This window comes from Flavobacterium sp. LC2016-12 (genome assembly GCF_015351595.1).
Taxonomy (GTDB): Bacteria; Bacteroidota; Bacteroidia; order Flavobacteriales; family Flavobacteriaceae; genus Flavobacterium.
Genome location: NZ_JADKPT010000003.1, coordinates 15,904 through 42,261 on the forward strand (window position 1 = coordinate 15,904; position 26,358 = coordinate 42,261).

General features: G+C 34.7%; 26 protein-coding genes. 9 read left to right on the top strand and 17 right to left on the bottom strand.

Features of this window, described 5'->3' with window-relative positions:
- Window positions 1-89 precede the first annotated feature (89 nt).
- The 4 genes from IRZ99_RS06725 to IRZ99_RS06740 form a co-directional block, all read right to left on the bottom strand.
- A complete protein-coding gene (locus tag IRZ99_RS06725; protein WP_194656535.1) occupies window positions 90-920 on the bottom strand; it encodes a Cof-type HAD-IIB family hydrolase in 831 nt (276 codons plus the stop codon).
- Window positions 921-1,059: 139 nt separating this feature from the next.
- Window positions 1,060-1,422 carry a DUF1801 domain-containing protein gene (locus IRZ99_RS06730; RefSeq protein WP_194656536.1) on the bottom strand — a complete coding sequence of 121 codons (363 nt, stop codon included), beginning with the start codon at window positions 1,420-1,422 and terminating at the stop codon, window positions 1,060-1,062.
- Window positions 1,419-1,904, bottom strand: coding sequence for a hypothetical protein (locus IRZ99_RS06735; protein ID WP_194656537.1), 486 nt, complete (start codon window positions 1,902-1,904; stop codon window positions 1,419-1,421). Before IRZ99_RS06735 ends, IRZ99_RS06730 begins: the two co-directional genes overlap by 4 nt.
- 156 nt (window positions 1,905-2,060) lie before the next feature.
- Window positions 2,061-3,011, bottom strand: coding sequence for a PhoH family protein (locus IRZ99_RS06740; protein ID WP_026984005.1), 951 nt, complete (start codon window positions 3,009-3,011; stop codon window positions 2,061-2,063).
- Between the two features lie 183 nt (window positions 3,012-3,194).
- Here IRZ99_RS06740 and IRZ99_RS06745 point away from each other — a divergent pair, with 183 nt between their 5' ends.
- From IRZ99_RS06745 to dnaN, 5 genes are all read left to right on the top strand, one after another.
- Window positions 3,195-4,022, top strand: a complete 828-nt coding sequence (locus tag IRZ99_RS06745; RefSeq protein WP_194656538.1) for an S-adenosyl-l-methionine hydroxide adenosyltransferase family protein — start codon at window positions 3,195-3,197, stop codon at window positions 4,020-4,022.
- 295 nt (window positions 4,023-4,317) lie between these two features.
- Entirely contained in the window at window positions 4,318-4,614 is a 297-nt protein-coding gene (locus IRZ99_RS06750; RefSeq protein ID WP_194656539.1) for a putative quinol monooxygenase, read from the top strand.
- Between the two features lie 203 nt (window positions 4,615-4,817).
- Window positions 4,818-5,543 carry a gliding motility-associated ABC transporter permease subunit GldF gene (gldF, locus tag IRZ99_RS06755; protein ID WP_194656540.1) on the top strand — a complete coding sequence of 242 codons (726 nt, stop codon included), beginning with the start codon at window positions 4,818-4,820 and terminating at the stop codon, window positions 5,541-5,543.
- A complete protein-coding gene (gene gldG, locus IRZ99_RS06760; RefSeq protein ID WP_194656541.1) occupies window positions 5,543-7,228 on the top strand; it encodes a gliding motility-associated ABC transporter substrate-binding protein GldG in 1,686 nt (561 codons plus the stop codon). The genes gldF and gldG overlap by 1 nt, the downstream gene beginning before the upstream one ends.
- A gap of 106 nt (window positions 7,229-7,334) precedes the next feature.
- Window positions 7,335-8,453 carry a DNA polymerase III subunit beta gene (dnaN, locus tag IRZ99_RS06765; protein ID WP_026984000.1) on the top strand — a complete coding sequence of 373 codons (1,119 nt, stop codon included), beginning with the start codon at window positions 7,335-7,337 and terminating at the stop codon, window positions 8,451-8,453.
- A gap of 186 nt (window positions 8,454-8,639) precedes the next feature.
- Here the strand turns inward: dnaN and IRZ99_RS06770 are convergent, their stop codons facing one another.
- A complete protein-coding gene (locus IRZ99_RS06770; protein ID WP_194656542.1) occupies window positions 8,640-9,290 on the bottom strand; it encodes a hypothetical protein in 651 nt (216 codons plus the stop codon).
- 268 nt (window positions 9,291-9,558) lie between these two features.
- On the opposite strand from IRZ99_RS06770, the gene IRZ99_RS06775 reads away from it, so the two are divergent.
- Window positions 9,559-10,188 (top strand): DsbA family protein, encoded by a 630-nt coding sequence (locus IRZ99_RS06775; protein WP_194656543.1) that lies wholly within the window; start codon window positions 9,559-9,561, stop codon window positions 10,186-10,188.
- Between the two features lie 198 nt (window positions 10,189-10,386).
- Here the strand turns inward: IRZ99_RS06775 and IRZ99_RS06780 are convergent, their stop codons facing one another.
- Together IRZ99_RS06780 and IRZ99_RS06785 are read right to left on the bottom strand one after the other, a co-directional pair.
- Entirely contained in the window at window positions 10,387-12,159 is a 1,773-nt protein-coding gene (locus IRZ99_RS06780; RefSeq protein ID WP_194656544.1) for a DNA mismatch repair protein, read from the bottom strand.
- A gap of 65 nt (window positions 12,160-12,224) precedes the next feature.
- Window positions 12,225-13,058 carry a universal stress protein gene (locus tag IRZ99_RS06785; RefSeq protein WP_194656545.1) on the bottom strand — a complete coding sequence of 278 codons (834 nt, stop codon included), beginning with the start codon at window positions 13,056-13,058 and terminating at the stop codon, window positions 12,225-12,227.
- A 183-nt stretch (window positions 13,059-13,241) separates the two neighbouring features.
- On the opposite strand from IRZ99_RS06785, the gene mnmE reads away from it, so the two are divergent.
- The 3 genes from mnmE to IRZ99_RS21290 all read left to right on the top strand — a co-directional run bounded on the left by mnmE (window position 13,242) and on the right by IRZ99_RS21290 (window position 16,063).
- Entirely contained in the window at window positions 13,242-14,642 is a 1,401-nt protein-coding gene (gene mnmE, locus IRZ99_RS06790; RefSeq protein WP_026983996.1) for a tRNA uridine-5-carboxymethylaminomethyl(34) synthesis GTPase MnmE, read from the top strand.
- A 257-nt stretch (window positions 14,643-14,899) separates the two neighbouring features.
- Window positions 14,900-15,616, top strand: coding sequence for an IS3 family transposase (locus IRZ99_RS06795; protein ID WP_194656546.1), 717 nt, complete (start codon window positions 14,900-14,902; stop codon window positions 15,614-15,616).
- Window positions 15,617-15,622: 6 nt separating this feature from the next.
- Window positions 15,623-16,063, top strand: coding sequence for an IS3 family transposase (locus IRZ99_RS21290; RefSeq protein WP_194656791.1), 441 nt, complete (start codon window positions 15,623-15,625; stop codon window positions 16,061-16,063).
- A gap of 191 nt (window positions 16,064-16,254) precedes the next feature.
- Here IRZ99_RS21290 and IRZ99_RS06805 read toward each other — a convergent pair whose 3' ends face one another.
- From IRZ99_RS06805 to IRZ99_RS06850, 10 genes are all read right to left on the bottom strand, one after another.
- Window positions 16,255-18,417 (bottom strand): molybdopterin cofactor-binding domain-containing protein, encoded by a 2,163-nt coding sequence (locus tag IRZ99_RS06805; RefSeq protein WP_194656547.1) that lies wholly within the window; start codon window positions 18,415-18,417, stop codon window positions 16,255-16,257.
- A 27-nt stretch (window positions 18,418-18,444) separates the two neighbouring features.
- Window positions 18,445-19,059, bottom strand: coding sequence for a hypothetical protein (locus IRZ99_RS06810; RefSeq protein ID WP_194656548.1), 615 nt, complete (start codon window positions 19,057-19,059; stop codon window positions 18,445-18,447).
- A gap of 23 nt (window positions 19,060-19,082) precedes the next feature.
- Window positions 19,083-19,550 (bottom strand): (2Fe-2S)-binding protein, encoded by a 468-nt coding sequence (locus IRZ99_RS06815; protein WP_194656549.1) that lies wholly within the window; start codon window positions 19,548-19,550, stop codon window positions 19,083-19,085.
- Window positions 19,551-19,680: 130 nt separating this feature from the next.
- Window positions 19,681-20,181, bottom strand: a complete 501-nt coding sequence (locus IRZ99_RS06820) for a cupin domain-containing protein (RefSeq protein ID WP_194656550.1) — start codon at window positions 20,179-20,181, stop codon at window positions 19,681-19,683.
- Window positions 20,182-20,192: 11 nt separating this feature from the next.
- The gene (locus tag IRZ99_RS06825; RefSeq protein ID WP_194656551.1) at window positions 20,193-21,242 is read right to left on the bottom strand and encodes an alpha/beta hydrolase; all 1,050 of its coding nucleotides are present in this window, start codon (window positions 21,240-21,242) and stop codon (window positions 20,193-20,195) included.
- Window positions 21,243-21,259: 17 nt separating this feature from the next.
- Window positions 21,260-21,967 carry a carboxymuconolactone decarboxylase family protein gene (locus IRZ99_RS06830; protein ID WP_194656552.1) on the bottom strand — a complete coding sequence of 236 codons (708 nt, stop codon included), beginning with the start codon at window positions 21,965-21,967 and terminating at the stop codon, window positions 21,260-21,262.
- Between the two features lie 14 nt (window positions 21,968-21,981).
- Window positions 21,982-22,611 (bottom strand): flavodoxin, encoded by a 630-nt coding sequence (locus IRZ99_RS06835; RefSeq protein ID WP_194656553.1) that lies wholly within the window; start codon window positions 22,609-22,611, stop codon window positions 21,982-21,984.
- A gap of 20 nt (window positions 22,612-22,631) precedes the next feature.
- On the bottom strand, window positions 22,632-23,717 hold the full coding sequence (locus IRZ99_RS06840) for an alpha/beta fold hydrolase (protein WP_194656554.1): 1,086 nt from the start codon (window positions 23,715-23,717) through the stop codon (window positions 22,632-22,634).
- A gap of 14 nt (window positions 23,718-23,731) precedes the next feature.
- Window positions 23,732-25,327, bottom strand: coding sequence for a carboxylesterase/lipase family protein (locus tag IRZ99_RS06845; RefSeq protein WP_194656555.1), 1,596 nt, complete (start codon window positions 25,325-25,327; stop codon window positions 23,732-23,734).
- A 35-nt stretch (window positions 25,328-25,362) separates the two neighbouring features.
- On the bottom strand, window positions 25,363-26,346 hold the full coding sequence (locus IRZ99_RS06850) for an aldo/keto reductase (protein WP_194656556.1): 984 nt from the start codon (window positions 26,344-26,346) through the stop codon (window positions 25,363-25,365).
- Window positions 26,347-26,358: the final 12 nt, after the last annotated feature.

Consider the following 26,358-nt stretch of genomic DNA (forward strand, 5'->3'; position numbering starts at 1 on the left):
AAGGCCTATACCGAAATCTGGTAAATTTCCTATAAATTTATAAATTTAGCTTTAATCAACAACATGTTTTATCGGTAAATATTTAAAAATTAACCAATTACAAATTCTTTATCTAATATTTTTGAAGAAATATATCTAGCCACACCATCTTCGGCATTCGTTTTAATAACTTCTAAATTAGGTAAAGTTTCTTTTAGTAAAGCAGGAGCATTTCCCATAATTAGGCCTTTTCCTGATACAGACAACATTTGAACGTCATTGAAACCATCTCCAAAAGAAACTGCTTCTTCTAAAGTAAATCCTTCTTTTTCTAAAACTCTTTCAATGGCAACCGCTTTGTCTACAGCTTTATCCATAAATTCCAAACAAGTCGGCAAACTAAAAGCGTGATGTAGATGTTCTGAAGAATTGGCCAAAATAGCATCTTTCAACTTTACTAATTTCTCATGATCATCGCAGGAGAAGAAAATTTTTATTGCACCAAAATCTTCCAATGTTTTATAATCTACTAATTCCGGGCGATATTTTAGTTCAGCTTGAAAAGCGTTTAATTTTTCATTTATTTTATTGGTTTGCCAAACATTTTCTTTGAATAAAACTACCGTAATAGCAGGGTCAATATCAACATTTAAAGCATTTTTCACAACCTCACTGTCTAAGTTGAATGAAAAAAGTTCTTCTTTTTCCGGCGAATGAATTCTCGCTCCGTTTGAACTCACTAAATAAACCGGAACTTCAAGTGTTTCAATAATAGCCATAGCATCAAGATGATGACGGCCTGTAGCAACAACGATAAGATAATTTTGATTGTGAAGTTCCTGAAAAATGGATTTGGTATAATCTGAAATTTTGTGTTGAGGGTTGAGTAAAGTTCCGTCAAGGTCACTTACTACAACTTTTATATTTCTAAGCTTAGTCATATTAAAAATCAAGTATTTATATAATGCAAATTTACGGCTTTAGGCTCAGAAGAGCAAAGATTACAAAGCTTAAAAGCCCGAAAAGAGCGAAGTTTATTATTTATTTAACTATTTCGTTAAATATTGAATTATAAATAATTTAAACTTTTATAATTCCCGATTTATATAAATTTAATGCTTTCTGAATAACCGTTTCAATTTGTTCCAATGGCAAATCTTCATTAGGATTAAACAACATAATTTTCATTCTCGAACGCGATTCCTGAAGTAAAAATGTTTCATCAAAATGTTTTCCTTCCACAATTCCGACGTAAGGTTGTTTGTGTTTTTTATGAATCCATAAATAGCAGAACATTTTTCCTTTGTAGCAAAAAAAGGGCATCCCGTATTTTAAAACATGAGTAATTTCTGGATCTTGTTTTAGAATAATTTCTCTTAATGCAAGAAATACGCCTTTTATGGGCTCTTCTTGTTTTAGATAGAAATCATCTAGTTGTTTCATTTTCTAATCTTTTGAGTTCTTGCGTACTTTATTTTCAAAGTATCAGGACAATTAGAGCTTGCTTTTAATTTGTAAACTAGAGAATCATTTTTAATATAAAATATTTCTTTATCGAAAATTGCAAAAGAAGCATCAATTTTAGGATCAAAGTTAGGAATTGTCAAAAGATCTTTTCTTTTGTATTTTCCAACAGGAATGCATTCAATAAAAGGAAACATTCTATAACATGTATCACTACTTGTGCTATTTAACTCTATTGAATCTCCAATTATTTTCCACTTCCCTTTTGATAATACCCTCCAATCACAGCCAGCACTTCGATAAGAAAAAGAACTGTCTTTATTAATTTTAATTTTTGATCTACCAGGAACTATATATTCTGTATCATACCATGTTCCAACAAATTTATTTACAGGAATTTCTGCTTTTTTGCAAGAGATCAAACATATCAAGAGTAAAAAAATAAATATTCTAATTGTCATTCGGAAGCTTATATTAAAATCTAATTTTCTAGTTTTCTAATTTTCTAATTCAAAAAAAATATTCGTTTTCCACATTCCTATTAAAGATAATGTAGAAAACGAATATTAATAAATGTCAAAACACATTTCACGATTTACATTTGACATTTTATAAAATTAATCGTGATTTTCAATTTGTTTATAGGCATCAATTACCTTTTTCACTAATCTGTGACGTACGATATCTTTGTCATCCAGATAAATAATTCCGATTCCGTCAACGTCTTTCAAAACCAAAATAGCTTCTTTAAGACCAGAAATAGTTCTGCGTGGTAAATCGACCTGTCCAGGATCTCCCGTAATCATAAATTTGGCGTTTTTCCCCATACGGGTCAAAAACATTTTCATTTGTGAATGGGTTGTATTCTGAGCTTCATCGAGAATTACAAAAGCATTATCAAGTGTGCGCCCACGCATAAATGCCAGCGGCGCAATCTGAATAATTCCTTTTAAAATGTAATCTTCGAGTTTTTCGTTCGGAAGCATATCGCGTAAAGCATCATAAAGAGGTTGCATGTACGGATCTAGTTTTTCTTTCATATCGCCGGGTAAGAAACCAAGATTTTCTCCTGCTTCAACCGCTGGTCGGGTAAGTATGATCCTTTTAACTTCTTTGTCTTTAAGCGCTTTAACCGCCATTGCTACACCGGTATAAGTTTTACCGGTTCCGGCAGGACCAACAGCAAATACCATATCATTTTTTTTGATGGTATCTACCAGCAGTTGCTGGTTAGGCGTCATGGCCTTAATTATTTTACCTCCAACCCCATGAACTAATATTTTGTCATGATCGTATGATTTTTTTTCATCCTGACCATCACTCATAATTACGCGTTCAATTACATTATCATCAATGTTGTTGTATCGGGTAAAATGCAGCATTAACCTTTGAAATCTTTTTTCGAATTCATCTAAAACTTCTTTTTCGCCAAATGCTTTTAAAGTCGTCCCTCTCGCTACTATTTTAAGCTTTGGGTAGTACTTTTTAATTATTTCAAGATGAGAGTCTTGAGCGCCCCAAAAGTCTTTTGGAGCGATGTCTATTAGCTCGATAATTCTTTCGTTCAAATGAAGTAGTTTTAAATTAAAAATAAATCAGTTTTATAAATCGGTGGTTGTCGGGTATGTTCATATCTTTAAATGCAAATTGTCTTTTCTTTCTTTCAATTTGTATTTAGTATTATTAGATTTGCATTTCTCAAATTTAATGAAAATTAGATTTAAATACTACCAATAGTTATAAACAAAATTATGTCAATAATTACCCTTACTACTGATTACGGCTTAAAAGACCACTTTGTTGGTTCGCTAAAGGGTAAGATTCTTTCTGAATATTCAGAGGTTCAAATTGTTGACATTTCGCATGATATAGATCCGTTTAATACTGCCGAAGCAAGTTATGTTATTGGTGCTTCCTATTTAAGTTTTCCTAAAGGAACCGTACACCTTATAGGTGTTGATATTGAGCGTAATAAAGAAAATCAGCATATTGCTATGCAATGGAACGATCATTATTTTATTTGTGCTGATAACGGAATTCTAAGTATGCTTACGCAGAAAATCGTTCCGCAGAAAATTGTCGAAATCAACATTCACGACCGTTTTCCGGCTGAATTCAGCGATTTGGATATTTTTATACAAGTGGCCTGCCATATTGCAAAAGGCGGTTTACTGAATGTTATTGGCAAAGAAGTTGCCGGAATTAAACAGATTACTGAATTACAAGCAGTAGTTGCCAACGATGGAAATTCACTAAAAGGATATGTTATTTACATTGACCATTTTGGAAATATTGTGACCAACATCTCAAAACAGCAATTTATAGAGGTTGCCAAAGGGCGCCCGTATGAGATTGTGATGAAACCGAAAAGTATCAAAACCATTCTACCGAATTACTCAGCGATTGCAACATCTGACAAATATCCAATTAAAACTTATGAAGGTGAAAAATTGGCCATTTTTAATGAAGCTGGTTTTCTTGAAATTGCTATTTTTAGGAGTAATCCTTCAAAAGTAGGCTCTGCAAATAGTTTGTTAGGATTGAATTATCGTGATGTTATTACGATTCAGTTTCTTTAGAAAATTTAGATTTTAGAGTTCAGTTTTTAGATTTTTGATGTGCTGAATTCGCCTTTTTTTTGTCATTTCGAGGCACGAGAAATCCTCGCGAGAAGCTCAACAAAGATTAGATTATCGTTACGGAGTTGCTTGCGAGGATTTCTCCTTCGTCGAAATTGACAAGATTGTAGAAAAACTATAGTTTTAGAATATTTTATTTTTTAATAAAAAGAACAATCAATTTTGATACTTTTGCGCGCGTATTAGGGTTTTAGTAAATCTAAAATCTAACATCAGAAATCTAAAATTGCATAATATGTTCGTTAGAATAGTAAAAATGAGTTTTCACGAAGAAAAAATCCCGGACTTTCTGGAGAGTTTTGAAACCGTAAAAGACAAAATACGAAATGCCGATGGAAATCGTTTTTTAGAATTGTATCAGGATAAAAATGACAAATGCATCTTTTTTACTTACAGTTACTGGGAAACGGAAGAAGATTTAGAAAATTACAGACAATCTGAACTTTTTAATTCTGTTTGGAGTTTTACAAAACAATTATTCAATGCAAAACCTGAGGCGTGGAGCGTAGATAAAATAGTTAGTTTAAATTAGTTTCAAATTCATGGACTTAACCGCAAGGTTCGCAAAGATTTACGCAAAGTTCGCAACTTGAAACCTGAAACAATAAAAACAACTAAATTTAACCGCAAAGGGCGCAAAGATTATATTTATAAGGTTTTTAGAAAAGACAAAGTTCGCAAAGCTTTGTTAACTTGAAACCTGAAACAAGAAAAACTTGAAACAAAATTAAGTACATGAAATCAATCATTTTACGAGAAATAAAATCCTTTTTTGGATCTCCTATTGGCTATTTGGTCATTGCTGTTTTCTTAATTAGCAACGGACTTTTTTTATGGGTTTTTGAAGGGGATTATAACATATTAAATACCGGTTATGCAGATTTAACCCCGTTCTTCACCTTAGCGCCATGGATCTTGATTTTCCTGATTCCTGCTGTAACTATGAGAAGTTTTTCTGATGAAAAAAAACAGGGAACATTAGAATTGCTTTTAACCAAACCATTATCAATTTGGGAAATAGTAAACGGAAAATTTTTAGGTTCGTTATTCCTGATTGTTTTAGCAATTGTACCAACCTTTATTTATGTGAAAGTGATTTCGAATTTGGGTTTACCAGAAGGAAACATCGATATGGGAAGTACGATTGGTTCTTACTTCGGATTATTATTTTTGGTTGCTTCTTATTCTGCAATTGGGATCTTTACTTCTACCCTTTCAGAGAATCAAATCGTGGCATTTATTATTGCTGTTTTTCTTTGTTTCTTCTTCTATTTCGGCTTTCAGGGGTTGGCTTCTTTGATTCCTGGAGATTTTAATATTGTATCAGCATTTGGTATGCAGGATCACTTTAAAAGTATGAGCCGAGGCGTGATTGATACTCGTGATGTAATTTATTTTTTAAGTATCACAGTATTATTCCTCTCTTTTACTGTTTATCAATTAAAATCTTTTAAAGCATAATGAAAGCATCTACTCAACAAAATATCAAAGCTTTAGGTATTACCGTTTTTGTTTTAATTGTTTTAAATGTATTGGGAACATTGTTTTTCCAACGATTTGATTTAACCAAAGACAAACGTTATACTTTATCTGAGACTTCTTTGCAAATTGTAAAACAAGTAAGGAATCCGCTTTCGATTAAGATTTATATGCAGGGTGATCTTCCTGCAGATTTCAGACGATTACAGCAAGAAACCAAACAATTATTAGAAGAATTCCAAGCTTATAACAACAATATTGTTTTCGAATTTGTAAATCCGATGGAAAACGAAGACGAAAGTATGGAAATGGTAAAATCTCTTTATCAAAAAGGATTAACGCCAATAAACATCACAGTTGACGATAAAGGAAAACAATCTCAAGCGATGGTTTTTCCTTGGGCAATTGCCGTTTATGATAGCAAAGAAGTGAATATTCCGCTGTTGAAAAACATTATGGGTGCTTCGACTGAACAAAAAGTTATCGGTTCGATTCAGCATTTAGAATATTCTATATCAGATGCTATCAATAAAATTACCAAAGCCAAACAAAAGAAAGTCGCTTTCATAAAAGGAAATGGTGAAATGAACGAGGTTCATGTCGCGAAAATGTTGAGGCAAATTAAAGAAAGCTATTATATTGGACCATTCACATTAGATTCAGTTTCTAAAAACCCAACCGGAACTTTAGACGCTCTTAAAAAATATGATTTGGCTATTATATCAAAACCAACGGAAACTTTTTCTGATGAAGAAAAACAGGTTTTGGATCAGTTTATCATGAATGGCGGAAAAACACTATGGTTAATCGATCAGGTTTCTGCTGATATGGACAGTTTATACAATCAATCTGGCGCTACTCTGGCCTATCCAAGAGATTTGAATCTGAACGATATGTTCTTCAAATACGGATTCAGAATTAATCCTGATTTAGTAAAAGACGAATACGGAAGTCCAATCAAACTGGCCACCGGAGAGCAAGGAAGCGCAACGCAATATCAGGAATTCAAATGGAAATACGCTCCTATTGTAATATCTTCAAGCAAACACCCAATTGTTAAAAATTTAGGCCAAATTAAATTTGATTTTGCCAGCCCGATTGACACTTTGAAAAACGGAATCAAGAAAACGGTTTTATTACAATCGTCTCAATATTCCAAGAAAATTGGAACTCCGACCGAAATCAATTTGAATATTGTAACAGAGCAAACTACTCCTCAAGAATATTTAAATAAAGGAAACTCACCTTTAGCTGTTCTATTAGAAGGAGATTTTCATTCGGCTTTCGAGAATCGTGTTTTACCTTTCAAAGAAAATGCATTTCAGGCAAAGGGAAAAACAAACAAAATGATTATAATTGCTGATGGAGATTTAGCGCGAAATCAATTGGATAAAAACATGATGCCTGTCGAATTAGGTTATGATCAGCGTACCGGAAATTTATACGACAACAAAGATTTTATGATGAATTGCATCAATTATTTGTTAGACGATACCGGACTTATTAACATTAGAAGTAAAGATGTTGATTTGCCTTTATTAGATAAGGATAAAGTTTATGAAAACTATACAATGACGCAATTCATAACTATCGGACTTCCAATTCTAATTTTATTGGTTTTCGGACTCGTATTTACTTACATGAGAAAAAGAAAATACAGCAAATAGATGTTAATAAAAAAATTGCAAAACTAAGATAGTTTACGATATATTTGTAATCCGTATATTTAGCCTCTAATTGCTAAAAAACACATCAAAAAATAAAACAAAACAGATGAAATTTATAGTATCGAGTTCGTACTTATTAAAACAATTACAAGTTTTAGGTAGTGTAATTAACAGTAACAACACGTTGCCTATTTTAGACAACTTTTTATTTGAACTAGACAATGATGCGTTGACAGTTTCGGCCTCAGATCTTGAAACTACAATGTCGGCTACATTATCAATCGATTCTAAAAGTAAAGGAAGCGTAGCTGTGCCTGCAAAACTTTTGCTTGAAATTTTAAAAACATTTCCAGAACAACCTTTAACTTTTACAGTTGAAGATAATAATACAGTTGAAATTAGTTCTAATTCAGGGAAATATGCATTAGCCTATGCAGCTGGAGAAGAATTTCCAAAATCTGTAAATCTTGAAGATCCATCTGTAACTTTAGTTCCTGCTGATGTTTTGGCAACTGCAGTAAGCAAAACTATTTTTGCTGCCGGAAACGATGATTTACGTCCGGTAATGTCTGGCGTTTTCTTCCAGTTTTCGCCAGAAGGTTTGACATTTGTTGCTACGGATGCTCATAAATTAGTAAAATATGCACGTACAGATGTAAAAGCATCTCAGGTAGCTGATTTTATTATGCCAAAGAAACCTTTGAATATCTTAAAAAGTATTTTAGGAAGTTCTGACGCTGAAGTAAAAATTGAATACAACGATTCAAATGCGACTTTCTCATTTGACAATTATATCCTAATGTGTCGTTTGATTGATGGAAAATACCCAAATTACGAAGCGGTAATTCCAAAAGAAAATCCAAACAAATTAATGATTGACCGTTCTTTATTTTTAAGTTCAGTTAAACGTGTTGCCATTTTCTCAAACAAAACTACGCACCAAATTCGCTTAAAAATTGCCGGAGCTGAATTGAATGTTTCTGCAGAAGATATTGATTACTCAAACAAAGCAGAAGAAAGATTAACTTGTGATTATCAAGGAGATGATCTTCAAATTGGTTTCAACTCACGTTTTTTAACTGAAATGTTGACTAACCTGCAATCTGACATGATCATGTTAGAGATGTCATTGCCTAACAGAGCAGGGATTCTTACGCCAGTAGACGGTTTAGAAGAAGGAGAAACTGTTACAATGTTGGTAATGCCTGTAATGTTAAATAGTTAACATCAAAACTTCTTTTTGTTACAGGGATTTTTTTTAGTTTCGAATTAAAGACATATCATTGTAAAAAAAAATATCGCTATTAACCAACCATTTTTTATACCTAGAAACCGCAATTCTTTTTAAAAGATTTGCGGTTTTTTATTGAATCGATTTTAAAGCTACTCTTTGTTCTTTGTTCTTTGCTCTTTATTTCTTTTTAAACCCAAAATAATAATTCATTCCAAGTCCAAGTGTTGTACTATCATAATGGGAATTTGACTTTTTTACATCAGTCAAAGCTTCACCCATATCTACACCCGTATAATATATGTTAATTGCTAAAGAATCATAATTTTTATCTGATAGTATAATATCCAGACCAAGACCAATTCCTAAAGAATGTTGCCAATCGGTTACTATATCCTTTTGAGTTTTTGACTGAGCAGGATTACTCTGATTGATTAATGTGTAATTTTGCTGTGCTTCGATTCGGGATATATTATAACGAGGTAAAATTTGCAAGACTGCATCTCCAGCACCATACTCACCCCAAGAAAGACATATTTTTGATGTAAAACCAAAATTTAAAGCGCTTGCATTTGCTTCTGAAATACTTATCGTATTTCCTGTCTGATCTAATTTATTATAATCCTCTAATCTTCCAAAATAATAGCTTACGGAAGCTTCAGGTTTAAAAAATTTATAAACTCTAACATCAACTCCTGATGTTACTTCTAAATAACCCGATTCCTGAAAATCAGTATGGCGATAATAAGTTCCACCAGCAAAAGCTCTTACCTGAGCGTTCAAACTAACCGAAAATAAAACAAATAGAAAATAAAAAGTAGTTTTCTTCATACCGAGAATCGTATTTTACTCTAAATCAATAAATTAGTTTTTACTGATATTTTTGTACTAAAATACTTTATTTTAATTTACCTGATAAATCATTCTGCTAAATGATTTTGCATTTTAAATTCTGAAATACTTTGTCGAGCTACTTGCGGGGATTTCTCCTTCGTCGAAATGACAAAACTGAAACAAAAAAACGAAAATAAAAACCAAAGTCTGAAACCTGAAACTTGAAACAAACAAAAACCTGAAACTTTTTTTTTAACTTTGATATATGAAAATAGAAATTTGGTCGGACATCATGTGTCCGTTTTGTTATATCGGAAAAAGACAATTGGAAACCGCTTTAAAGGAGTTTCCCGGAAATGATTTTGAAATTGAGTGGAAAAGCTTTCAACTTGATCCAACTATTACACCGCAATCAGGAAAAGACGTTTATACGTTTTTAGCCGAACGAAAAGGTATTTCAGTTGAACAATCTATAGAAATGCATAAAGGTGTAGTAGAACGCGCAAAAAGCGTTGGTTTGGATTATCATTTTGACAAAGCTATTATTTCAAATTCACTTACAGCACATCGTATTATCCATTTGGCGAAAGCTAAAAATCTAGGCGATGAAATGGAAGAGATTTTCTTTAAAGCTTATTTCACTGATGGAAAAGATCTAAATGATACTCAAACTTTAATTGAACTGGGAATTCAGGCTGGATTAGATTCAAATGAAGTAAAGGAAGTCGTAGAGAATGAAAACCTTTATTTAAGAGATGTAAAAGGCGATATTAAAGAAGCTCAGGAAATTGGTGTGCAAGGAGTTCCGTTTTTTGTTTTTGATCGGAAATATGCTGTTTCTGGTGCTCAGCCGGTTGAGGCTTTTGTAAATACAATTAAAGAAGTACAGAAATAATTTTAGATTTTAGAGTTCAGATTTTAGATTAGTGAACTTTGAGATTTTACCGCAAAGAACGAAAAGATATTAGTGACCTTTTTAGATAAAAAAAGTTCGCAAAGCTTTATGTAAATCTTTGCGAACCCTGCGTAAAACCTTTGCGTTCTTTGCGGTTAATTTCAGCAATCTAAAATCTGAACTCTAAAATCTAAAATCCTAAATAACTCCCATTTTCTGCATTAAGAAAGTGGCGCTTTTATTTTTGCAAATCCCATTTCTCAATTTGTAATCGAAATGCAATTCATTGTTTTGAATTTCAACTTCGAAACATTGATTCGTTAAAATATCCGGATATTCATTTGTTGTGAGACAAACTTCAATATCGTGTGTTGCTATTGCTCCGATTGCATTTTTACCTATGATCTTTTTTACTACTTCAATCGTTCCATTTCGTTTATCATCAGAATTTGTTCCTCTTAAAATTTCATCTAATAAAACAAAGGCCGGTTTCTCTTCTAAGGCATCCATAATTTGCTTTAAACGTTTAATTTCGGCAAAGAAATACGATTCGCTATCTGCTAAGGAATCAGATAATCGCATTGAAACTAAAACTGGAAGTGGGTGAATATTAGCTTCTGAAGCACAAACAACTGAACCTATTCCGCCTAAAACCATATTCACTCCTAAACTTCTTAAAAAAGTACTTTTTCCAGACATATTAGACCCCGTTAAAATCATAAAAGATTCAGGATAAAAATGAGTGTCATTCCCTACTCTGGTTGACGGATTCAATAACGGATGACTTAGATTTTTAAAACCAATTTTATATTCTGAATTGATTTCAGGAAAAACAAAATCCTGGTTATTATAGGACAAATTTGCTAAACTGTTTAAGGCTTCAAACTCACCAATAATAGCAATCCATTTTTCAAATTCTTCAGAATAATTTTCTTTCCATTTTAAAAGCGCTCTTAAAACGTGAAGATTAAACAAAAACGTTCCATTAAACAGAAGTGCTGTTACAAGATTGCTAATCGTATCCATTCTGGAAAACAACTCAGACAACTGTTTCAAATGTACACTCGCCGTGGCATTTTTAAAAATAAGCTGCTGCTGTAAATCTTTTAACTTTTTTGATTGAAAAGTTTCGATTTCAATTTTCTGAACCAATAAACTGTATTGTTTTATAATTTTATCAACGTTATCTGCCTTCGCAATTTCGGACTGAATTCTTTTCAATGATCTTCCCACGACCATCAAATTGGCAATAAAAATATAACTTAGACAGGATAATAAAATAGTTTTTGAAGTAATGAAATAAGTAGTTAAAACGCCGAAAAACAAAGCTGGAAGCGCAAATGACAGTACAACTAAAACTTTAGATAAAGTATTATTCTTAAATGAATTCCAATACAATATAGAATCATAAGAAGCTTTTGAATCATTACTAATTGTCGCTAATGCCTGAAAATCGTGTCTCCAATCGATTTTAGCTTTCAGTTCGTTTATTGCTTCCTGATTTTCAAGAATTACTTCATTCGGAAGTTGTATTAACAATTGGTTTGCTAATGTCTTTTTTCCGATGTAAGTAGCAGTTCTGTTCAGATTTTGAAACAATGAATGTTCACCAAAAATATCCAGATCGTAAGCATATGGATGATGAAAATCATTGAATTCAATTCCATTTTCAAAAGGAATCTTTTCCCTTTTTAGATAGGAAATTTCGTTTTGATTGATTTTTAAAAGTGCGGTTGTGAGTTGTTTTTGAAAAGATAATCCGGAGTGGATTCTCATTAAAAAAATAAAAACAACAAAAGATAGAAAAGCAAAGACTACATAAAAGGTTTCATTGGTTTTGATGTAATAAAACATCATAAACAAACACAGAAAAACACTTAACAAACGCAGTAAACTTATGCTATTGTATCTTTTATTGATTTTACTAAAAAGTTCTGAATAATGAGTAACCTTATTTTGATATGAGTTCATTGTATTGATTTGATGAGATACAAATATAAGTTTTGCATCATAAAATCAATCTAAAAAAACGAATTTTAAGTTTCATGCATTACTAAAACTGGAACCGAAACTTCTTTGGCAATTTTTTTAGTAAAACTAGATTCGAAGATACTTTCGAAAAAAGATCTTTTATGTGTAATTGTGGTTAGAATATCAATGTCTTTATAAAGAATAAAATCAAGAATAGTTTCTTTAACTTCATCGCTTGGCAATACTAAAAACTCAACATGATCGCCCTTGAATTCATTTTCCCAATCTTTAATTGTGGCACTAGAAACATCTGAATTAGAAGTTTTAACATATAAACATTTTACTTTTGCATTTGTTTTTTTAGCAATTTCAATCACTTTACGAAGTTCTGTTTTGTCTTTTTCACGATAACGGGTAGTAAAACCAATAATTTTTATTTTATGAAATTTTGCAGTAACAGGAATGCATAAAACTGGCACTTTAACTTCAGAAATTACTGAATTTGTGTTTGATCCCGTAAAAAATTTAGTCCAGTCTGAAACGCCTGAAGTTCCCATAATAACAAAATCAATCTTATCCTCTTCAACGGCATTTTTCAAATTATAAATTAAATCGCCATCCATCAAGCGATGTTTTATCACGATATCCTCTAAGTTTCGTTCGATAGCAATAGTTCTAAGTTTAGGAATTTCATCCTTAAACATTTCAAATTTAGCTAACTCTATTGAGCTGTAAATCGAAGCGTAATTTTCTGGAAAAAACTGACTATCATAAACCGGAATTTCAAATGTATGTAACAAAACCAGTTCGGCATTGACAATTTTTGCAAATTCTAAAGCATGAACAAATGCATTAGTAGCTGCTTCAGAAAAATCTGTGGGAAATAATATCTTTTTCATTTTGCTAAGGATTAAAGTATTGTTTTCTCAAATTTAATCATTCTAAAAACAAAACAACCTGATAATTATCAGTAATTTAACATTTATTAATTCCTTAAAATATCAACTTATAAAAGTAAAAAACAAGATATCTTCCCCGACTTCCACTTTAGAACTTTATGCCTTTTTTTATACCTTTGCACCATGATAAATCAAGATTCTATAGTTGCATTGGCCACTCCATCCGGAGCAGGTGCTATTGCTATCATTCGTATTTCAGGTTCCGAGGCTATTACTATCGGAAATTCGGTTTTTAAATCCATCAAAAACAAAGATTTAACCAAACAGAAAACGCATACTTTGCACTTGGGTCATATAATAGATGATTCAAAAACACTGGATGAAGTTTTAGTTTCTGTTTTCAAAGGGCCAAACTCTTATACAGGTGAAGACACTATAGAAATCTCTTGTCATGGATCAACTTATATTCAGCAGCAAATTATTCAGTTACTATTGAGAAAAGGCTGTAGAATGGCTGATGCGGGAGAGTTTACTTTAAGAGCTTTCTTAAATGGAAAGCTGGATTTATCGCAAGCAGAAGCAGTTGCAGATTTGATTTCATCAGATAATGAAGCTTCGCACCAAATTGCAATGCAGCAAATGCGTGGTGGTTTTAGTAATGAAATTGCCAAACTACGTGAAGAGCTTTTAAATTTTGCGTCGCTAATTGAACTGGAACTAGACTTTGCAGAAGAAGATGTAGAATTTGCAGACCGAACTCAATTTCATGAATTATTAAACAGAATTGAATTTGTACTGAAACGCTTAATCGACTCGTTTGCTGTTGGAAATGTTATTAAAAACGGTATTCCCGTTGCGATTGTTGGAGAACCAAACGTGGGAAAATCAACTTTATTAAATGCTTTATTAAACGAAGAGCGTGCCATTGTCTCAGACATTGCCGGAACAACACGAGATACTATCGAAGATGAATTAGTTATTGGCGGAATAGGCTTTAGATTCATTGATACTGCAGGAATCCGAGAAACTAAAGATGTCGTAGAAAGTATCGGAATCAAAAAAACTTTTGAAAAAATAGAACAGGCACAAGTTGTAATCTTTTTGTTTGATGGTTTCAGGTTTCAGGTTTCAGGTTCTGATTATATTGTCGAAATCGAAAAAGTAAAAAATAAATATCCGCTTAAACCTATTTTGGTTGTTATAAATAAAGTTGATTTATTAAACGCAAATGAAATCGAAAACATCAACCAAAAACTTGAAACTTTAAACTTGAAACTTTTAAAAATTTCCGCAAAAGAAAACATTGGAGTTGATGAATTAAAGAATCAATTGCTTTCTTTTGTTAATACCGGAGCTTTAAGAAATAACGAAACAATTGTAACAAATACAAGACATTACGATTCTTTATTAAAAGCTTTAGATGAAATACAAAAAGTAAAATTTGGTCTAGAAACAAATCTTTCAAGCGACTTAATTGCACTTGATATTCGCGAAGCTCTGTATCAATTTGGGTTGATCACAGGTCAGGTTTCTAATGATGAATTACTTGGGAATATTTTTGCTAATTTCTGTATTGGAAAATAGCAGGACAAAATAACGCAAAACAAAAATAAATGAACGAGTTAAAGTATTGATAAACAATATTTTAACTCGTTTTTTAATTCCTTTTTCTTTTGGATATGATGTGATGTTTTGATTAAATTTGTACCGTATTTGTACCTCGAGAATGTGAGGTACAAATAATATTTTTTTTTGGCCAAATTATGGCACGCCTAGACACTGGAGTTCATACCTAAAATTGGACACAGAAACACAAGACCTTTGGTGATAAAACAAATGAAATGGAAAAACCAAGGCAGAAGTACACATTAGAATTCAAGCAAAAGGCAGTAGACCTAAGCTATACATACAATAGTACAATACGTGCAGCTATAGAACTCGGTACAAGTCCAGAGAATATCAGACGGTGGAAAAGCAAGCTTGAAGATGGATTACTTGGAAATAAAATAAAGCAGGCGATACCAAATATATTCCTGCAATTAAAAAAGCTCAAAAAAGAGCTTAAATTAGTAAAGATGGAAAGGGATATCCTAAGAAAAGCCACACACATCTCATCTAATGATGTACTCAATAAATTTAAATTCATAAAACAGCATACAGATTGTTATCCTGTTGAGAAAATCTGCCAAATACTCGGAGTGAGCAGAAGTGGTTATTATTATTGGAATGATAGAAAGCCATCCAATAGAGCACTACGAAATCTCGCCTTGATCGAACGGATAAAAATTATACATGAGCGCAACAAAAAAAGATACGGCAGTCCAAGAATAGCAAGAGAGTTACTGGCCTGCGGTTTTCATGTGTCAGAAAAACTAATACGAAAACTAATGAAGCAGGCATCCTTAAAGAGTGTCTTTAAACGAAAATTCAAAATAACTACTGATTCTTCACATACCTACCCGGTTGCAGAAAACAAGCTGGATAGAGAATTTACTGTGCAAAGGGAAAATCAAACCTGGGTATCCGACATAACCTATATCAGGACTGCAAAAAGGTGACTATACCTGACAACAGTAATCGATCTCTTTGACAGAAAGGTAATCGGTTGGGCTCTCTCCACTTCAATAACCGCAAGGAATACCAGCATCAGTGCTTTCAGAATGGCTCATGCTAACAGACCTATCACTGAGAATTCTCCCCTTATATTCCATTCCGACCGTGGAATCCAATATGCCTGCAGGGAATTTGTTGGTGAATTAAGTAATCACAAATCAGTCACCAGAAGTATGTCAGGAAAAGGAAACTGCTGGGATAACGCAGTAGCAGAAAGTTTCTTTAAAACTTTAAAAGTTGAATTAATTTATCAGAATCGCTTTCGAAACAAACATAAAGCTGATCTCGCGATTTCTGAATACATTGAAAAATTTTACAATACCAATAGAAGGCACAAACATTTACATAACCTTAGTATTTTTGAGTATCAACAATTAGTGAAGGGAAATTGATTTTTTTTTTAAATCTGAAATATTTTGCTAATTACTTTCCTAAGAATTTAAATTGCGTGATATTTTGAACTGAAGCGATTTGTGGTACAATCAAGAAACAAATAAAACACAACTGCATAGAACAATGAAATCAAGAGAAATTACATCTTGCTAAAAACAATATCATTATGCTAAAGCTGAACATATTTTTTTTAGACTTCGTAAAGTTTAAATGGTAATGTTCTTATTCGCTTTCCAGTTAAATCAAAGATAGCGTTAGTTAAGGCCGGAGCAAAAGGAGGAAGTCCTGGTTCTCCCACTCCACCTGCATCTGCCTCGTTATCTATTATATATACTTCTATAGGCGGAATTTCATTAATTCGCGGCATTGGATAATCATAAAAATTATGCTGTTCCACTACATTATCTTTAAATGTAATCTGATGTGTAGTTGCTGCACCTAATCCCATGACAATGGAACCTTCAACCTGAGCATGGATAATATCTGGATTAACATACCAACCGCAATCCATAACAGCCCAGACTTTATCAATTTTGACACCACCTCGAGGATCTTTAGAAACTTTTACAACATGTCCTACTGTAGAATTAAAACATTCGGTTATGGCTACACCATAACCTTCATTTTTTGAGCGGTTTTTCCAGCCTGAAACTTCTTCCATCTTATCGATTACTTTTTGACAACGCTCTTCCTGTAAATGTTCACGACGGAAATCCAAAGGATCTTTTCCTGCTTCATGCGCCATTTCATCAATAAAACTTTCATAAGCAAATCCGTTTGTAGAAGCATAAACCGAACGCCAGAAACTGGTAGGAATCGTAGTTTCAAAAAGAACATCTGCAATGCTCATGTTTTTAATACTTTCATAATATGGTTTCAAAAACCCTTCGCTGGTACTTCTGTTGGGTTTATCTTTCGGCCCTCCACGCCAGTGATCGTTATTCTGCCCTGCCATTCTGAATTTCAAGGCTTCAATTTTTCCATTAGCAATCATTCCTTCGCATCGATAAGATATTCCCGGGCGAAACGGTCCTAATGTGGCGTCATCCTCACGTGTCCAGATTACCTGAACCGGTCCTTCTATGATTTTCGAAATACCAACGGCTTCACTTGGATAATCGATCATGGCTTTTCTTCCAAAACCTCCTCCCAGAAAAGTCATATTTACAATTACTTTCTCTTTGTCAATTTTAAACTGTTTGCTGATATCGTCCTGAATCCATCCTGGTGCTTGTATAGGTCCCCAAATTTCAATGGAATCTCCTTTGTGATGAGCAATACAATTAATAGGCTCCATAGCAACGTGAGATTGATACGGAGTTTGATATACAACATCTAGTTTTTTAGTTGATTGTGCCAGCATTTCAGTTGGATTCCCCTGCGTTTTAAGGATCATACCTTCCTGACTTTGCAATAAATCATCCTGCGTTTTATATATTTCGGGAGTACTCCAGTGTTTAAAACCGCTGGTATCCCATTCTACTTTTAAAGCTTTTCTGCCTTCAAGAGCTGCCCAAGTGGAATCTGCGACTACCGCTACACCTTCGCGTGTATAAGCATAGTAACCCATATCAACTTTAAAGACTTTTTTAACTCCCGGAACTTTTAAGGCGCCCGTTGCATCAAAACTTTTTACTTTTCCAAAATAACGGGGATCGCGTTCTACCGAAGCAAATAACATTCCCGGAATCCTTTTGTCTAATCCAAAAATTAATGTTCCGTTTGTTTTAAACGGTGTATCAATTCTGCGGAGCGGTTTTCGAATTAACTTATATTCTGAAATTTTCTTAAGCTTTGGTTCTTTTGGGGGTTCGAGTTTTGAGGCTGCTACGGCAAGTTCCCCATAATGCGCTTTTTTGCCAGACGGTTTATGAATTACATGTCCTGATTCTGCATAACAATCAGCAACGGGAACATTCCATTTTGTGGCGGCAGCAACAATTAGCATTTCGCGCGCGCCTGCACTTAATTTAAGCAAATTTTTATAGGAAGAACGGATTGTAGAACTACCTCCCGTAACCTGTCCACCGTATTTTTTTTCATTTCCAATTGCAAAAATAACATTGATATCATTCATATCAACTTCCAATTCTTCTGCTACGATTTGTGGCACCGAATGATAAGACCCCTGCCCCATCTCTGCCCTGTGATTGACAATTGTTACTTTTCCTGACGGACTTATAATGATCCAGGGACATAGCTCAATTTCTGATTCAGTTAACTCAGAAGGTGTAACGAGTGTTGGAACCCCATCTGCCGGAAAATAAAAGCCAAGACAAAGCGCCGCGCCACCTAATCCGGTTAGCTTGAGAAAATTTCGTCTTGTAGTATCTATGTTATTATTTTTAGTCATCAGATCGTCATTAAAATTAATGAAATACTATTTAGCAGGAGCATAAGCGCCAGTTTGCAGCCAGGTAATCCAGGCTTTTTTAAATTGTGCGTGTGTTAAAGGCGGAACTGTTCTTCCTTTTCCGGGATTCCAGCCGGCTTTTACCAAACCATCGTCGGCGTGAGCAATGAGTTTTTGCAGATCTTTATGTCCATTCAGATCAGGATTAACCAATTGTTTGGCCAGTTCATGAGCCGTTTTTCCTTCAAATACCATTTTCATATCAGCAGGCGGTAAATGCCATTCCGGATTTCCAGGAGGTGTATGCAATCCGGGACTATTTGTTTGTTGATGACAATTGGCACACTTCATTGCATAAACTCCTTTTCCATCTTTACCACGTTTGGGCTGCATGCTGTGCACAACGCTATTATCACCCTGAAGCGGAATATCTCCTATGGGATGACAGTTTACACAACGAGGGCTCATAAGTACTTTGTATACTTGCTTAAAAGCCGCTATTGATGTTACGCTGTCCTTTTTTACGGGAACAATGCTAATATATTTCTTTTCTGTTATACGATGCATCGAAAAAGTAAAAGCCAGTCCAATTGCAGAAATTAGAATTACAGCTATCAATATAAATTTAGTTTTTGTTGACATGAGTTTTGTTTTCTGTTTATAAATCATGTTCTGCTTTTTCCCTGTATTTCTGAAGCAAGATGTATCGCTTTGCGAATTCGCGGATACGTACCACATCTGCAAATATTCCCTGCCATGGCATCATCTATATCCTGATCGGTCGGATTTGGATTTTCACGCAGAAGAACAGCAGCCGACATAATTTGTCCGGAATGACAATAGCCACATTGAGGGACGTCAATTTCCTGCCAGGCTTTTTGTGCCGGGTGATCGTTATTTTGAGATAATCCTTCGATCGTAACTACATTTTTACCTTCCGCACGACTCATTTTAGTAACGCACGAACGAACGGCTTCTCCATCAAGATGCACAACACAGGCACCACATTGTGCAACTCCGCAGCCAAATTTGGTTCCAGTAAGTCCTAATGTATCTCGTAATGCCCATAGTAGTGGCATATCGGGGCTGACATCTAGTTTTTCGGTCTTGCCATTAACAGTTAATTGTATCATACTAAAGTCTGTTTTTAAGATTGACAGTTATTTTGGGAGTATGTTTGTTTTTTCTATTTTCTAATTTACAAAAAAAATGCAAGAATTTGTTTATTAATCATTTAAAATCAAAAACCACCTCTTTTACTTACTACTTTACTTCTGTATTGTATTCGTCATCTGTTACCGAATCAAACCAAGCTGTTTCTCCTTTTTCTCTTCCGGTTATGGCTACCTGAATAAATTTTGAATCTTTACTGGCGCCATGCCAATGTTTTACATCAGCGGGACATTTTACAACATCGCCTTTTTTTACAATAAGTTTTTGACTCCCTTTCTCTTGATAATATCCTATTCCATCAAGTGCCAATATAATCTGTCCAGCAGGGTGACTATGCCATTTGGTTCTTGCACCTGGTTCAAAGGTTACACTCCCAACGGCATTCTGGTTAATGCTATCCGCCTTCACCAAATTATTGAGCCAGACATTCCCTGTAAAATTAGTATTGGTCACTTTCTCACCTTTTGAGAAAATCAGGTTTGTATCTGCCTTTTCAGTATCAGGGTGTTTTACTTGACCATCATTACAGGATATTAATCCAATTGTACTAAAAGCTATAACAGCAAATCCTATTAATTTTATTTTCTTCATAAGGTATAATTTTAAAGATTACTTTGATAAAAACTTACCAACTTATTAACAGCTTTTGATACATACTCAGCTTTCCAATAACTTTGTATGTGTGTGGCCCCCTCGATAACAAAAAGTTCTTTGCTTTTTGCATTTACAGCTTTTGGAAATGCTTCATCAGTCATATACTTCGTATCGGCTTTGCTACCAGCCATCATGAGTAGTGGCTGATTAATTAAATCCATATTAGTTGTAGCATCCCAGGTCATTAAATCCAGAAGACTGCTCATAGTATACAAGAAAGTTGAATTTGGGTGTGCATGAGACCTGTAATAATACTCATATCCTTCACGATATAAATCTGTCGGCGTTTTAGCGATTTCTTCATCTGTTATACTAGCCACACCAGCATAAATCATTTTACCACCTGAAACTTCCTGCCCGCGAGCTTCACTAGCTTTTTGCAAACGTTCCTGAATTGTATTTAATTGAGAATTTTGAAAACCGTTGCGTCTCACTTCTCCAGAATTAAACATGCTTAGGGTTGCAACTGCTTTAAAACGTTTGTCTGATTGTGCCGCTTTTAAAGTGTAACCTCCGCCGCCACAAATTCCTAAAACTCCCAAACGGTTTCCGTCGACTCCAGCATATTGGGTAATAAAATCTGCCATGCCATGAATATCTTCAACTCGGCTTGCAGGTTTATCGGTATGGCGCGGTTCTCCCCCGCTTCCTCCCTGATAAGCAGCGTCGGCAGTAATTGTTATGTAACCTGCTTCTGCTAAGCGCTGTGCATATAGTCCGGAAGTTTGTTCTTTAATACCACCGTTGGGGTGTGCTACAACCACTGCCGAATATTTCTTTGATGAATCATAATTGGCCGGTGTATAGACGTTGGCCGCAATTTCTATTCCGTTAAGTTTATATTTAACAGGATGTATATTTACTTTTCCTTTTTCATTCTTGGTTATCGCTCCGTCATATACTAAAGTAAATGGATTTTGCTCATACTTTTTTTGAGTAGTCTGTGCATTTGCCATCATAATTGTTGTTATTAATGTTATTACTGCTAATTTTTTCATTCTTTATATTTTAAATTTTACTTTTTAGGTTTAAGTACTTCTTCTAAAACTTTTTGTGCAGCACCACCTTCTTTCTCGCCAATCGTAGTTTTAATTACACTCACAAATTCCTGTAATTGATTTGAACTTAAACCCACATTCAGGCAAATATTTAAATGCGATTGCAGCATAGGTTCTGCATCACCAATACTGGCAATTACAGATACTGTTACGAGTTCTCTTTCACTATAAGTCAAAACATCACGTTCAAAAATATCTGCAAAAAGATGCTCTTTTAGGAAAACATCCATCTCTGGTGCAAATGCAGAATAACCTGTTTTTGGTCCGTCTTGTGAGGATTTAGTCAGTTCTGCTAAAACTGCTTTACCACGATTGTATTTAGTTCCTTCTGCTTTTATGGGTGATGCTTCTGCGCCAATTTTATCCGTAATTCCTTTTGCTTTGCGTTCTCCCAAAACCGTCATAAAAGTCTGCAGACCGCGAATGCTTCGTGGAAAGCCGCAATATGCATACAAGTGAACAAGAACTTCCTTAATTTGATTAACAGTTAAACCTGAATCTAATCCAGAATTTAATTCCGTTTTCAACTTTTCTAAATCACCTTTGGCAGTAACTGCACTAATCTTTATGATTGCCTGCTGTTGTTTACTTAAATCTTTAACAGCTTGTGCATTAATCGTTGCAGAAGCTATTACTGTCATAACTATAATTGAAAGCTTTTTCATTTCCTCTTATTTTTTTAATTCGTAAATCCAATTTTCTTCAGCCATTTTTGAACTTCAAGCTGTACCCCTTTTTCTTTTTCACCTTCCATTACATACAATACACCGTCCCTTTCTATTCCGCCTTTTGTAGAAAAGCCTTCCAGTACCTTACTTTTAGGACATAGCTCCTTAACGGTTTGAAAAGTACTTCCTATTCCATAACCGGCATTTGTATTAAACGGTACAATTGTTTTTCCTTCTAAATTGTATTGTTTCAAAAAACTTTTCATTGGTGGTGGCAGCTGCATTCCCCAGGTTGGAAATCCCAAAAAAACCACATCAAATTTTTCAATATTTTCAATTTTCGTTTTTAGCGGAGGTAGAAAACCCGTTTCATTTTCATTAGCAACCTGAGCCACTATTGTTTTATAATCTTCGGGATAAGGATTTTGCAGTTCAAGTTCCACTAACGATCCGCCCACATTTTTATGAATTATCGTCGCCACCGCTTTTGTATTTTTAGTGCGTGACAAATACACAATCAAAATATTTTTATTCATTTGAGATACATTTTCATCCTGAAGTTTTTCTTGCGCTTTACTGCAGCCTGAAAACAGACAAATTACTGTTGTTATTAGAAATAAAAAGATTGCTGAATTTTTCATTTTGTTTTATTTGATGATTTTTATTTGTCCAATCCTTTTTCTTTTAACCATTTCGACATAAGATCGGCTATTTGAATATTGTTTAAATCAGAAAATGGAAAGTGCGTATTGCCTTTAATGCCAATTTCGGGAAGATGCACTACTGTTACATCCCCTCCTTTTTTATTGACGGCATCGCGCCATAATCTTGCCATTTGAAGACGTGCACGCCATCCATCAGCACCTGAATTTTTAGATGGTTTTTCCGGAATATTATCACCGTAATAAATTATGATCGGAATTTTGGTCAACAACATAAAATCTTTCAAAGGAATTGTCGTTGCTTCCAGAGCTCCCGCAGAACTTGCTATTGGTGACGGAACTTCGCCTTCTGGAAATAAAAATCCGCTGCCGGGTTCATACGAAACAATTGCTTTTACATTTTGATTTTTAATGGCCGTCATCCAGCCCATTCCACCAGAGTGAGAATGTGTTACGAGAATGGCGGGACCAATTTTAGTAAAAAGCGCCGAAGCCGCATCTGTTGTAACATTCAAATCAATTGTTCCTAAATTTGGTGTCATTGAACGAAAATACTGATTAAGTGTTTCTTTATCACGTACAAACTGAACGCCATCAAAATAGTCAGGCCAAATTCCCACCCGGAAAACACCAAACCATTGCTGTTCATCTGGAATTGGTTTTATAGAAGCTTCTACCGTACTTCGCCCCGCATTTCCTCTTCTGGGCTGATCTATTATATAAACCGGAAATTGTCTTCGAAGAAATATATTCTGAAACCCTTCACGTCCGTCTGGCGTGGTTTCCCATGTTTTGGAAAACTGTCCTATACCATGCCACATTACTAACGGGTATTTGTGCGCGTTAGCAGGAACCTGATAAAAAACATAGGCATGATCTCCTCTAAATGTTTGTCCGGCTGGCGTAATATTATAAGGATCAAATGTCCCGGGATTCTCAATAACAGAACCTCCAACAGCAAAACTTCCCTGTTCTTCTATGATAAGTGGCTTTTGTTTAACTTTTTTCTGTGCTGTAATCGCGGTACTGCTTATTATCAATAGCAAGCAATACATCATTCCGGATTTAATGATTTTATTTTTCATCCTATTTTATTTTTCTACTGTTGTTCTTTATCCAATGATTTTTCAATTACATCCAAACGCGCTTTTCTATTGTCGTTTACAGTACTTGCAGACCCATCGGTTTTAAATTCGAATACTTCATTTTTATTGGTTTTGTACGTTTCCCATTTTGGCAAACCCTTCCCGTTCGGATTACCTGTTTTGGCAAAGTTGATCCAATAGGCATTCATTAATTTGGCAACTTCTTTATCTTTTGCATCAGCTTTAAATCCATATTGATCTGTAAGATTATCAAACACATAAGGGATTTCGGAAGCATGAGATGCGCCGTATTTCATTCTGCCCTTCATTGATTCAGATACATAGGAGAAAAGATATAAGTACGCAGGTGTTTTTTTTGCGATAAAAATTCTTGCGGTAAAACGAGCAGGCTCTGCCCAGACTTTATCTGTATTGACAAGAGTAAGCATTTTGGCAAAATCGGCGTTACCATCCGGATCGTAGGCTTTAGAAAATTCTTCTTTTACGTTTGCAAAAAAAGAAATCAATTCTTCTTTGGAAGCAGCATTTACAAAACCCGCAGGCACTTCAGCACTATTCGACCCTATAATTATAGAAACATTCGGCTGTCTCCCTCTTTTATAAGAACTCTCAGCTGTTTCAGTGACCAAAATTCCGTCAAGAATAGGTCCTGAATAAGTTGGCAAACCGTTTGGTGCACTTTCCTGTCCGTCATCGACAATTTCTGATGCGCTGAGTGCTCTTAATTTTTGAAGTGCCTCAGTATCTGTACCTTCAATAGTATATCTTTTAGCGAAATTAACTCCAATAGTTTCGGCAGAAACCGGGTAATGAATGTCTGCATTTTCTTTATCAATTGGCCTTGCAGTGAGTACTCCGTCACGGCCTCCGCCAGATTCAATAATTGCTTTTTGGAATAATCCTTTTGCTGACGGAATTGTCAATAAGGAATGTACGGAAACGCCTCCTGCAGACTCTCCGAATAGGGTTACATTTTTAGGATCTCCTCCAAAAGCCTGAATGTTTTTATGAACCCATTCTAATGCAGCAATTTGATCCATGTAGGCGTAACTTCCTTTGGGTTCATTTGGATTTTCTTTGCTTAAAGCCGGAAATGCAAAATGACCTAGACGCCCCAAACGGTAATTGATCGTTACCAATATTACATTTTGTTTTGCAAATGCACTTCCCCTATAACCAGAAGCGCTGCCTCCTACAAATGCTCCGCCATGAATCCAGACCATTACAGGCAGTTTTGATTTGCTTGTTGTAACAGTTGGCTTCCAAACATTTAGAAACAAACAATCTTCATTTGAAGTTTTTGACATTCCCGAACCTCTCGGCCATCCCGCCTGCGGACAATCTGCGCAGTATTTACCTGCATCTCGTACGTCTTTCCATGATTGTACTGCTTGTGGAGGGCGCCAGCGATTTGCACCGACGGGAGGCGCTGCATAAGGAATACCTTTGAAAACCGAAACATCATTTTCGATTATTCCGCGAATAGGTCCTGAAACTGTGGTTACTTCCAAGTTATTTTTAGGTGTCGTCTGCGCCCAGAAGATTGCTACATTCACTAAAAAGAAAACTCCGATAAATATTTTTTTCATTTCTAAAGGTTTTGAAAGTAAGAATAGTCTAGAAATTATTTTCCAACTCTATCCTGCAGCTGCTGCGGATAACGCGCGCCTACAATTTCTATATTTTTAAGAGCCAATTCGATATTATCTAATTCCTCTTTACTTAAATTAATTTCTGCTCCTCCAATATTTTCTATTAATCGATTCAGTTTTGTAGTTCCGGGAATGGGCGCAATCCAAGGTTTTTGCGCTAATAACCACGCTAAGGCAATTTGCGAAGGTGCTGCATTTTTTTCTCCAGCGATTGATTTAACTAAATCCACTAAGGTTTGGTTGGCTTTTCTGTTTTCTTCAGAAAATCTTGGAACGATATTTCTAAAATCTGAGGCTTCAAATTTTGTGTCTTCATTTATAGCTCCGGTTAAAAAACCTTTTCCTAATGGGCTAAAAGGCACAAAACCAATCCCTAGTTCTTCTAAAGTGGGAATAATTTCCTTTTCCGGTTCACGGTAGAATAAAGAATATTCGCTCTGCAATGCGGCAACAGGCTGCACGTTATGCGCTTTACGAATGGTATCAACACTAGCTTCTGAAAGCCCAAAATGTTTTACTTTACCTTCCTGAATTAATTCCTTAACTGTTCCGGCAACTTCTTCAATGGGAACGTTGGGGTCTACCCGGTGCTGATAAAGCAAATCTATTGAGTCCGTTTTTAATCTTTTAAGTGAAGCTTCGACAACCTCTCTTATTCTTGCCGGACTGCTGTCCAATCCTTTTGTAGAATCTCCATCCTGAAAACCAAATTTGGTTGCAATGACAACTTCACTGCGAAATGGTGCTAAAGCTTCACCAAGCAATTCTTCGTTTATAAAAGGACCATAACATTCTGCTGTGTCAAAAAAAGTAATCCCTTTTTCAAAGGCTGCCCTGATCAGTGCAATGGCTTCATTTTTTTCTGTCGCCTTGCCATAACCGAAACTAAGTCCCATACAGCCTAATCCTAACGCGGAAACTTCAAGTCCGTTATTTCCTAAAATTCTCTTTTTCATTTTTTATATCCT